The sequence below is a fragment of the Hydrogenophaga electricum genome, assembly GCF_030160815.1.
In the GTDB taxonomy this organism is placed as follows: domain Bacteria; phylum Pseudomonadota; class Gammaproteobacteria; order Burkholderiales; family Burkholderiaceae_C; genus Hydrogenophaga; species Hydrogenophaga electricum.
The window spans coordinates 1-8,007 of record NZ_BSPB01000087.1 but is presented as its reverse complement, the minus strand read 5'-3'; the positions used below and the strand labels follow the sequence as shown (position 1 = coordinate 8,007).

General features: G+C 70.0%; 8 protein-coding genes and 1 pseudogene. 8 read left to right on the top strand and 1 reads right to left on the bottom strand.

Features of this window, described 5'->3' with window-relative positions; all coding sequences use genetic code 11:
• Positions 1 to 970 (bottom strand): PhoH family protein (locus QQK43_RS22050; protein ID WP_284309487.1); only part of this gene is annotated, 970 nt, incomplete at its 3' end.
• A gap of 37 nt (positions 971 to 1,007) precedes the next feature.
• Between QQK43_RS22050 and ruvA the strand changes: the two genes are divergently transcribed.
• The 8 genes and pseudogenes from ruvA to QQK43_RS22010 form a co-directional block, all read left to right on the top strand.
• Positions 1,008 to 1,586, top strand: a complete 579-nt coding sequence (gene ruvA, locus QQK43_RS22045) for a Holliday junction branch migration protein RuvA (RefSeq protein ID WP_284309486.1) — start codon at positions 1,008 to 1,010, stop codon at positions 1,584 to 1,586.
• A gap of 79 nt (positions 1,587 to 1,665) precedes the next feature.
• Positions 1,666 to 2,595 (top strand): hypothetical protein, encoded by a 930-nt coding sequence (locus tag QQK43_RS22040; RefSeq protein ID WP_284309485.1) that lies wholly within the window; start codon positions 1,666 to 1,668, stop codon positions 2,593 to 2,595.
• Positions 2,592 to 3,569 carry a Bug family tripartite tricarboxylate transporter substrate binding protein gene (locus tag QQK43_RS22035; RefSeq protein WP_284309484.1) on the top strand — a complete coding sequence of 326 codons (978 nt, stop codon included), beginning with the start codon at positions 2,592 to 2,594 and terminating at the stop codon, positions 3,567 to 3,569. Before QQK43_RS22040 ends, QQK43_RS22035 begins: the two co-directional genes overlap by 4 nt.
• 83 nt (positions 3,570 to 3,652) lie before the next feature.
• Positions 3,653 to 4,546, top strand: coding sequence for a LysR family transcriptional regulator (locus tag QQK43_RS22030; protein WP_284309483.1), 894 nt, complete (start codon positions 3,653 to 3,655; stop codon positions 4,544 to 4,546).
• Positions 4,547 to 4,657: 111 nt separating this feature from the next.
• The gene (locus QQK43_RS22025) at positions 4,658 to 5,377 is read left to right on the top strand and encodes a class II aldolase/adducin family protein (protein ID WP_234267057.1); all 720 of its coding nucleotides are present in this window, start codon (positions 4,658 to 4,660) and stop codon (positions 5,375 to 5,377) included.
• Positions 5,378 to 5,425: 48 nt separating this feature from the next.
• Positions 5,426 to 6,394, top strand: a complete 969-nt coding sequence (locus QQK43_RS22020; RefSeq protein WP_284309482.1) for a Bug family tripartite tricarboxylate transporter substrate binding protein — start codon at positions 5,426 to 5,428, stop codon at positions 6,392 to 6,394.
• Between the two features lie 80 nt (positions 6,395 to 6,474).
• Positions 6,475 to 7,530: a Holliday junction branch migration DNA helicase RuvB gene (ruvB, locus tag QQK43_RS22015; RefSeq protein ID WP_284309488.1), complete on the top strand. Its 1,056-nt coding sequence runs from the start codon at positions 6,475 to 6,477 to the stop codon at positions 7,528 to 7,530.
• 91 nt (positions 7,531 to 7,621) lie between these two features.
• Positions 7,622 to 8,007, top strand: a pseudogene (locus QQK43_RS22010) (SPOR domain-containing protein); the annotation flags it as partial.

Genomic DNA, 8,007 nt, shown 5'->3' with positions numbered 1-8,007 from the left:
GGGCGCGGCGCGGGGCGGCGGGGCCGGGCTCGGGGCCCTGGCCGCGCGCGTCGTAGGCGTCGACGATGCGCGCTACCAGCGGGTGGCGGACCACGTCGGCGCTGGTCAGGCGGGTGAAGGCCAGACCCTGCACGCGCTTGAGCACGCGTTCGGCGTCGACCAGTCCGGACAACTGGGTGCGCGGTAGGTCGATCTGGCTCACGTCGCCAGTGACCACGGCCTTGGAGCCGAAGCCGATGCGGGTGAGGAACATCTTCATCTGCTCGGGCGTGGTGTTCTGCGCCTCGTCGAGGATCACGAAGGCGTGGTTGAGCGTGCGACCGCGCATGAAGGCCAGCGGCGCGATCTCGATCTGCTGGCGCTCGAAGGCCTTCTGCACCTTGTCGAAGCCCATCAGGTCGTACAGCGCGTCGTACAGCGGGCGCAGGTACGGGTCGACCTTCTGGCCCAGGTCGCCGGGCAGGAAGCCGAGCTTTTCACCCGCTTCGACGGCCGGGCGCGTGAGCACGATCTTCTGCACCGCGCTGCGCTCCAGCGCGTCCACCGCGCAGGCCACGGCGAGGTAGGTCTTGCCGGTGCCGGCCGGGCCGATGCCGAAGGTGATGTCGTGGACCGCCATGTTCTCCAGGTAGCGCGCCTGGTTGGCCGTGCGCCCGCGCACCTCGCCACGCCGGGTCTGCATGGCGGGCGCGTCGTCGCTGCTGCTGGCGGGCAGGGCGGTGTCGCCCGCGAGCATGAGCTGCACCTGTTCCTCGGGAATCGGTCGCTTGGCCATTTCGTACAGCGCCTGGAGCACCTCCATGGCCTGCTGGGCTTTGGCCTTCGGGCCTTCGACGCGGAACTGCTCGAAGCGGTGCGCCACCTTGACCTGCAGCGCCGCTTCGATGCTGCGGATGTGGCGGTCCATCGGGCCGCACAGGTGGGCCATGCGTTCGTTGTCGGGCGGGGAAAAAGTGTGGCGGAGGATCAAAACGGATAATCCGGAGAACAGAACAACAGAGCTTGCAATGATAGGCAAACTGACCGGCACCCTGCTGGAGAAGAACCCGCCCCAGATCCTGATCGACTGCCACGGCGTGGGCTACGAGGTCGACGTGCCCATGAGCACGTTCTACAACCTGCCGGCCGTGGGCGAGCAGGTGGCGCTGCTGACGCACTTCGTGGTGCGCGAGGACGCGCAGATCCTCTACGGCTTCGGCTCGGCGGGCGAGCGCGAGGCGTTCCGGCAACTGGTCAAGATCAGCGGTGTCGGGCCGCGCACCGCGTTGTCGGTGCTGTCGGGCCTGAGCGTGGCCGAGCTGGCGCAGGCGGTCACGGCCCAGGAGGCCGGCCGCATCGTCAAGGTGCCGGGCATCGGCAAGAAGACGGCCGAGCGCCTGCTGCTGGAACTCAAGGGCAAGCTCGGGGCCGATCTGCCCGTGCCGGGCGCCGCGGCGCAGGTGGGCGACGCCGCCGGGGACATCCAGCAGGCGCTGATGGCGCTGGGCTACAGCGAAAAGGACGCGGCCGCCGCGCTCAAGGCCTTGCCGGCCGGGGTCGGGGTGAGCGAGGGCATCAAGCAGGCGCTCAAGGCGCTGGCTCGGTGATCGTGGTCCGGTTCCTGCTTCGAGCGGCCGGCCCTGCCAACCTGATGAGCGGGGGCCAGGCTGCATCCCGAACCATGACATGAACGTACGACTGTTCCAGAACTGCATCGAAGACCGCCACTTCGACGCCCTGATCCCGGGCTTCGAAGCGCTCGATTTCCGCCACAACCCCCGCCCCGAGTGGCGTGAGTTCCAGATCTTCGACGAGGTCTATGCGCAGGGGCTGCACCGGTCGGCGGACGTGGTGGGGGCGGTGTCCAGCCGCTTCTACGCCAAGGGCCTGATCGACGGACACGAGGTGCGCCGCTGGATCACCGCCAACCCCGGGTACGAGGTGTACGTCACCAACCCGCGGCCGCAGAACGTGTACCTGTGCTTCAACAACTTCGACCGCGGCCGCATCACGCACGAAGACAACGCCCTGGAGCAGCACTACCAGCAGGTGCTGGACCTGGCCGGGGTGGCGCTGGACATGCAGAGCGTGGGCCGCCAGCACCACGGCAACTACGGCATGTGCAGCTACTGGTTCGGCACGCCGACGTTCTGGGAGCGCTTCATGAACGAGCTCGTGCTGCCGGTGACCCGACTCTCCCGCCAGGAGCTGGGCAGCGAGCTGCACGACTTCCTCTACCAGCCCACGCCGTACTGGGGCGTTTCCGAGCACCGGGCGGGTGCGCTGCCGCACCTGCTGGAGCGGGCCACGTCGCTGTACATCAACGCGGCGTTTCCCGGCCGCGCGGCGCATTACCAGCGCACGCGCGAGCAGGTGCTGGCCTGCTGCCTGTATCCGTTCGAGCGCGACCTGGTCGAACAGTTCGGCGACCGGGTGGACGCGTGGGACGCGGCCGGCGAGTACGACGAAGTGGCCATGAACTACTTCCGCCACGCCAACCAGCACGCCATGCAGGGCCGCAAGGCCTACATGCAGTGGTTGCCGCTCGACTTCGGGCACGGTGATCCGCGGCCCGGTTTCCCCTGGTACGCGCGCCTGCAGGGAGCGCTGTCATGAGCCCGCTGCGCAGCGCCTGGTGGCGGCGCATGGCCACCATCGCCCTGGGGCTGGGGACGGGCCTCGTCCTGGCGCAGACCTATCCGACGCGGGAGGTGCGCCTGGTGGTGCCCTACAGCGCCGGTGGCAGCTCCGATGTGGTGGCGCGGGTGATCGGCGGGGAGCTGCAACGGCTCTGGAACAAGCCCGTGGTGGTGGAAAACAAGGCGGGGGCCTCGGGCAATATCGGCTCGATGGAGGTGGTGCGGGCTGCGCCCGACGGCTACACCCTGCTGGTGCAGAACGACACCATGCTCACCAACCTGGCCCTCCAGGGCAAGCTGCCCTACGACCACCAGAGCGACCTCACCCCCATCCTGCTGGTGGGCGTCACACCCTTGATGATCGTGGCGCATCCGGCCAGCGGCATCACCGACGTGGCGTCGCTGGTGGCCGCTTCGCGCCAGCGGGCCGGCGGCCTGAGCTATGGCTCCTGCGGCGTCGGCTCGCCGGCCCATTTCGTGATGGAGCTGTTTCGCCAGAAGACCCGGATCGAGCTGCAGCAGATCGGCTATCGGGGGTGCGCGCCGGCGGTGGTCGATGTGGTGAGCGGGCAGATTCCGGTGGCGGCGGTCAGTGCCAACCTGGTGCTGGCCCATGTGAAGTCCGGGCGCCTGCGGGCCGTGGGCGTGTCGTCGGCCCAGCGCTACGCCGCCTTGCCGGACGTGCCGACGCTCGCCGAGCAGGGCTTGCAGCCCTTCGACCTGTCGACCTGGAAGGCCCTGATGGGGCCGGCCCGCCTGCCCGACGCGGTGGTGCAGAAGATTGGCCAGGACGTGGGCCATCTGCTGAAGACCCCCGGCGTCATCGCCACGCTGGAACAGGCAGGGGTGGACATCCAGACCGGTGACGCCGCGGCGCTGGCCCGGGTCATCGAAGCCGACGCCACGCGCTACCGCGAACTGGCGGCGGCGGCCAATCTGCGGCCGAACTGAGCCGTGGCCGGGTTCCTGCCGCGGCGGTGCGAACCGGTCGCCCGTGCGGGACGGCCGGCCCCCGCTTCTGGCAAGCTCTGTGCATGAACTTTCGCCAACTGCGTTCTTTCGTCAAGGTCGTCGAGACCGGGAACATGACCCGCGCCGCGGCCGAACTGTGCCTGGCACAGCCCGCGCTGGGCATGCAGGTGCGCCAGCTGGAGGAGGACCTGGGGGTCGCGTTGCTGCACCGGCATTCGCGCGGCGTGGAGCCGACAGAGGCCGGGCGGGTGCTGTATCTGCGTGCGCAGGACATCCTGGCCCAGGTGGAGTCGACGCGGCGCGAGGTCGCAGCCATCGCCCCGGACGCGGGCGAACCCATCCGGCTGGGCATGTCGCCGAGCCTGATCCTGGCGGTGGGCGCGGAACTGGCGGTCGAGGTGCGCGAGACGCTGCCCCGGGTGCTGCTGACCCTGACCGAAGAAATGAGTCACGTGCTGGCCGAGCGCCTGCTGCGCGAAGAACTGGACGTGGTGCTCGCCTATGGCGTGCCGGAGCACGCCGCCATCGGGCGCGAGGCCTTGCGCGACGAGGACCTGGTGCTGGTGACCTTGCCCGAAGGCCAGGCGGGGGCACCCGTTTCGCTGGCAGAGGCGCTGGAATACCGCCTGGCCATTCCGGAGCGCCGCGACGTGGTCCGCGAAACGGTGATGCGGGCGGCCCAGGACCTGGGCATCGAGGTCCAGATCGCCTACGAAGTCCGGTCGATACCGGCCATCCGCGCGCTGGTGCTGCGCGGCGCGGCGGCCAGCATCCTGCCCCGCGCCTCCGTGGCCGACGATGTGCTGGCCGGCCGCCTCGATGCGCGGCCCGTGGTGGACCCGGTGCTGCGCCGGACGCTGTACCTGGCCTGGCCGCACAAGCGGTATCCGTCGCCCAGCGAGCTGGCGCTGCGGGAACGCATTCGCCAGGCGCTGCGGCGCCAGACCGGCGACTGAGGCGGCGCGCGCGGCCCAAAGCTTTTCTTTGGGCTGCGCGCAAAACAAAGTATTGGACGGGGGCGGGCGGCACCCGGTCCAATCGCCGGAGTTTTTCTCAGGAGACAAGACATGCCGCCCCCCCTGGACGACCTGTGCCGCGACCTCGCGCTGGCCAACCGGATCCTGTATGACCAGCAGATCGTCGACGGCCTGGGGCACGTCAGCGTGCGCCACCCGGACGATCCCGCTCTGTTCCTGCTGTCGGTCAACCGCGCGCCCGGGCTGGTCCGGCGCCAGGACATCACCACCTACCGGCTCGATGGCTCGGCGGTGGACCCGACCGCCCCGCGCCCGTACCTGGAGCGCTTCATCCATGCCGAGCTGTACCGGGCCCGGCCCGATGTGATGTCCGTGGTGCATTCGCACTCGATGAGCGTGATCCCGTTCGCCTGCACCGCCACCCCGCTGCGCCCGATCTTCCACATGGCCGGCTTTCTGGGGGCGGGCGTGGCGCAGTTCGAGATCCGCGAGGCCGGCGGCAACACCGATATGCTCATCAGCAGCCCGTACCTGGGCCAGGCCCTGGCCCGCTCGCTGGGGGCCAACAGCTGTGTGCTGATGCGGGGCCACGGCTCCACCGTGGTGGGCGCGTCGCTGCAGCAGGCGGTCTACCGCGCGATCTATGCCGAGGCCAATGCCAAGCTGCAACTGGCGGCGCAGAACCTGGGCGAGCCGATGTTTCTGAACGCGGAGGAGGCGCAGCTGTCTTCGGACATGAACGACGGCCAGATCCCCCGGTCCTGGGCGCTGTGGGTGCAGCGCCTGGGCGCGGTCGACGTCGACGCCTGAGCCCCCCGGCAGTTTTCTTTTTCCGACATACCAACGACAGGAGACCTCATGTCCTTCCAGCGATTTGCTTTGACCCTGGCCACTGTGGCCGCCTGTGCCGGCGCACAGGCCCAGACCGGCGGCTACCCGAACCGGGCCGTCCGGATCGTCGTCCCCTATGCGACCGGAGGCGGCTCGGACATCCTGGCGCGTCAGCTGGGGGCGAGCCTGCAGCAGATGTGGAAGCAGCCGGTGGTGGTCGAGAACAAGGCCGGTGCGGCGGGCAACATCGGCAGCCGCGAGGTGGTGCGCTCGCCCGCCGATGGCTACACGCTGCTGCTGCAGAACAGCACCATGGTGACGAACCTGGGGGTCAACGGCAAGCTGCCGTACGACGCGGAGAAGGACCTGACGCCCATCCTCCTGCTGGGCGTGACGCCAATCGGGCTGGCCGCCCACCCGTCGTTCAACATCAGCGACGTGAAGTCGCTGGTGGCTGCTGCGGCACAGCCGGGCAGCAGCCTGAGCTACGGCTCCTGCGGCATCGGCACGCCGCAGCACTTCGCGATGGAACTGCTCAAGCTGAAGGCCGGGGTCCAGGCGCTGCACATCGGCTACAAAGGCTGCGCGCCGGCCGTGGCCGACGTGCTGGGGGGCCAGATTCCGCTGGCCATCGTCAGCGCCAATCTGCTCACCCCGCACGCCCAGAGCGGTCGCCTGAAAGTGGTGGGGGTGTCGTCGGCGCAGCGCTACGAGGCCATGCCGCAGGTGCCCACTTTCGAGGAGCAGGGGCTCAAGCCGTTCGACTTTTCGATCTGGTACGCCCTGATGGGCCCCGCCAACCTGCCGCCGGCGGTGGTGGACAAAGTGGCGGCCGACGTGCGCAAGGTGATGGCAGACCCGGGGGCGAAGAGCAACCTGTCCAATGCCGGGGTCGAGCCCCTGGTGCGCGACGCCGCCGCGCTGGCCCAGCTCATCCGGGAGGATTCGGCCCGCTACATCGAGCTGGCCAGGACGGCACGGATCCGGGCCGAGTGAGACGGGCCGCGGGGGGCTGGCGGGGCCGGGCCTCGCCTGTATAGTCCGGTGCTGCCTCCGTGCGCACAGAACCCGCTGCCGTGACCATCCAGACCGACGATTTCGCCCCCACGCCGCGCGTGGTGTCTGCCGCCGCCGTCTCCCCCAAGGAGGAGGCGATCGAGCGCGCCTTGCGGCCCAAACTGCTGGACGAATACGTGGGCCAGCAGAAGGTGCGCGAGCAGCTCGAAATCTTCATCGGCGCGGCCAAGAAGCGCGCCGAGGCGCTGGACCATGTGCTGCTGTTCGGCCCGCCGGGCCTGGGCAAGACCACGCTGAGCCACATCGTCGCGCAGGAACTCGGCGTCAACCTGCGCCAGACCAGCGGCCCGGTGCTGGAAAAGCCCAAGGATCTGGCGGCGCTGCTGACCAACCTCGAACCCAACGACGTGCTGTTCATCGACGAGATCCATCGGCTCTCGCCGGTGGTCGAAGAAATCCTCTACCCCGCGCTGGAGGACTACCAGATCGACATCATGATCGGCGAGGGGCCGGCGGCGCGCAGCATCAAGCTCGACCTGCAGCCCTTCACCCTGGTGGGCGCGACCACGCGCGCCGGCATGCTGACCAACCCGCTGCGCGACCGCTTCGGCATCGTGGCGCGGCTGGAGTTCTACACGCCGGCCGAGCTGCAGCGCATCGTCACGCGCAGTGCCGGGCTGCTGAACGCGCCCATCGACCCCGAAGGCGCGTTCGAGATCGCCCGCCGCAGCCGGGGCACGCCGCGCATCGCCAACCGCCTGCTGCGCCGCGTGCGCGACTACGCCGACGTCAAGGGCGACGGCCGCATCACCGCGCCCATCGCCGGCAAGGCCCTGACGATGCTCGACGTCGACCCCGAAGGATTTGATCTGATGGACCGCAAGCTGCTCGAAGCGGTGATCCACCGCTTCGACGGCGGCCCGGTGGGGCTGGACAACATCGCCGCCAGCATCGGTGAGGAGCGCGACACGATCGAGGACGTGATCGAGCCCTACCTCATTCAGCAGGGCTACCTGCAGCGCACGCCGCGCGGGCGCATCGCCACGCTGGCGGCTTACCGCCACCTCGGGGTGGCGCCGCCGCAGGGTGGCGCGCTGTTCCCGGAAGGCGCCTGAGGCAGATACGCGCAGGCGGAGCCCGCATGCAGCCCGATCGCCGCCCCTGGTTTTCCCCGGCATGGCGTTGCCGGCCCGGGCATCCCTGGCCATGAACCGCGCAGCCCCGCTTTCGTCCTTGCCGGCCGAGCCGTCGTCGCCGGCGGCGGGCGCGGAGGGCAGCCGTGGCACCGAGGCGCTGTACCGCGCGGCCCTGGGGCCCGGCGCGGTGACCCGGTATCTGGCGGTGTTCGCGCGTTTTGACGAGCGCGGTGCGGCCTGGCCACACTGGAACCCTGCCGCCGGCTGGCTGGGGCCCTTCTGGCTGTGGTACCGGCGCTTGTGGCGGCCCGCACTGGGGCACGCACTGCTGCTGGGCCTGGCGTTGCTGGCCTGGTGGTTGGTGCAGCGCCAGACCGGCCCGTGGGCGCCCGGTGTGCGCTGGGGGCTGCTGGCCCTGATCGGCGGCGCGGCGGTGGCCGTGCCCGGCTGGTGGGG